The 2,092-nt window shown below is 54.6% G+C and carries 3 protein-coding genes; all 3 read left to right on the top strand.

Annotated elements, in window-relative coordinates; translation table 11 throughout:
• Positions 1-944 (top strand): AAA family ATPase (locus tag ACYZYZ_RS01275; RefSeq protein WP_461482973.1); only part of this gene is annotated, 944 nt, incomplete at its 5' end.
• Positions 945-1,017: 73 nt separating this feature from the next.
• A complete protein-coding gene (gene rraA, locus ACYZYZ_RS01270; RefSeq protein WP_461482972.1) occupies positions 1,018-1,515 on the top strand; it encodes a ribonuclease E activity regulator RraA in 498 nt (165 codons plus the stop codon).
• 274 nt (positions 1,516-1,789) lie between these two features.
• Positions 1,790-2,077 (top strand): hypothetical protein, encoded by a 288-nt coding sequence (locus ACYZYZ_RS01265; protein WP_461482971.1) that lies wholly within the window; start codon positions 1,790-1,792, stop codon positions 2,075-2,077.
• The last annotated feature ends 15 nt before the right edge of the window (positions 2,078-2,092 follow it).

Here is a 2,092-nt window from a genome sequence, read left to right as displayed (position 1 = left end):
CCCTGAAAAATCTGGATCGTGACCTGAAGGCCGTTGTCTTCGGTCAGGACAATGCGATTGACGCACTGGCTCGCGCCATCAAAATGGCCCGCTCCGGGCTCGGCAACCCGGGCAAACCGATTGGCGCCTTCCTCTTCTCAGGACCCACGGGTGTCGGCAAAACCGAGGTGGCGAAACAGCTCGCCTATTGCCTGGGTGTAGACCTACTCCGCTTCGACATGTCGGAATACATGGAGCGCCACGCCGTCTCGCGCCTCATTGGCGCGCCACCGGGCTATGTCGGCTTCGAACAGGGTGGTCTCTTAACTGAAGCGATCAACAAAAAGCCGTACTGTGTGCTGCTGCTCGACGAAATCGAGAAAGCCCACCACGATATTTACAACGTCCTGCTCCAGGTGATGGATCACGGCACACTGACTGACAACAATGGCCGCAAGGCCGACTTCCGTAACGTTGTCATCATCCTCACCACCAATGCGGGACAGGAAACGCTCAACAAATCGGTGATGGGCTTTACCGCCAAAAAACAGGTCGGTGACGAACTGGAAGAGATCAAACGGGTCTTTACGCCGGAGTTCCGCAACCGTCTTGATGCCACCATTTCCTTCAAACCGCTGGATCTGGCAGTGATTCTGCGAGTGGTGGATAAATTCCTCATGCAGCTGGAAGAGCAACTGCACGAGAAGAAAGTGGATGTCACATTCACAGACGCGCTGAAGAACTACTTGGCGGCCAATGGATTTGACCCCCTCATGGGCGCACGCCCCATGGCCCGCCTGATCCAGGACACCATTCGCGCTGCGCTGGCCGATGAGTTGCTATTTGGTCGGCTGGCTCATGGCGGGCATGTAACTGTCAACATTGATGACAACGATACTGTCCAGCTTGAGTTTTCAAATACCGAAAATACAGGCTCACCGGACCCGGCATCTATCCCCGCCTAATTTCACTATTCTAATCACCTTCACCCATTTAACCATCCTCTTTCCAACGAATCTTGATACTGAAAGACAAGACATGACTGCACTACTGACCACCGACCTACTGGATGCCAATGAAGCGCTCATCCAAAGCGAACAACTGCGTGTATTGGCGCCCATGTTTCAACGTTATGGTGGCAAAGCTGCGTTTGCCGGAAAAATCGTGACGCTGAAGATCTTCGAAGATAACTCGCTGGTGCGTACGCTTCTGGCCGAACCCGGTGCCGGCAAGGTGCTCGTTGTGGATGGTGGCGGTAGTCTGCGCTGCGCACTACTCGGTGACCAGCTCGCTGAACTGGCCGTCAAGAATGGCTGGGAGGGCGTCATTGTCTATGGCTGCATTCGTGACAGCGCGGCAATTAACGGCCTGCCCCTGGGTGTTCGCGCCTTGAACACCCACCCACTCAAAACCGTGAAGAAAAATATCGGGGAGCGTGACATACCTGTTACCTTCGGTGGTGTCACGTTGAAGCCAGGTGAATGGCTCTGCGCTGACGAAGACGGTGTGATCGTATCGACCACACCCCTGGTCTGATCTCGCGAAAAACACCCGGCACCCCAAAAAAACCGGCCTGCAGGCCGGTTTTTTTCATGCTGCAATGCACGCAATCTTCAAAACCAACCAAAAACAACCGCAGCAACCCACTGATTCATAATAACTTTTATGTATCTTGTGTCTTATATAAGAGTTGTTGCGCTTGCAACAAAACGCGTATATAGTCATTGAACGCATAGACGCGCGACCACCGCAAGGTCCCGCCGCACGCCAGCGCACTTTCTCTTGCAACCTCTCCCCTGAAGGAATCAACATGGCAACTCGCGAACAACAAATCGCCGCCCTGGAAAAAGACTGGGCTGAAAACCCCCGCTGGAAGAACGTTAAGCGCGGTTACACCGCTGCTGACGTTGTCCGTCTGCGCGGCTCGCTGCAACCGGAATACACCCTGGCCCAACGCGGTGCGAAGATACTGTGGGACAAAGTCAACGGCGGCGCCAAGAAGGGATACGTCAATGCCTTTGGCGCCATCACCGCCGGTCAAGCCAAAACCTCAGAACGCCGTGGAAGAACTTCTCAACCTCGGGATTGCCCCAGTTGAAATCGGGCTGTGAGG

The organism is Porticoccus sp. (genome assembly GCA_023261185.1).
Taxonomy (GTDB): Bacteria; Pseudomonadota; Gammaproteobacteria; order Pseudomonadales; family Porticoccaceae; genus Porticoccus; species Porticoccus litoralis.
This window is presented reverse-complemented; position numbering and strand designations above follow the sequence as displayed.

What these genes read in the sequence shown, in the direction of transcription:
- ACYZYZ_RS01265 (WP_461482971.1), top strand. Translation starts at nt 1,790, where the DNA reads ATGGCAACTCGCGAACAACAAATCGCCGCCCTGGAAAAAGACTGGGCT.
- rraA (WP_461482972.1), top strand. Translation starts at nt 1,018, where the DNA reads ATGACTGCACTACTGACCACCGACCTACTGGATGCCAATGAAGCGCTC.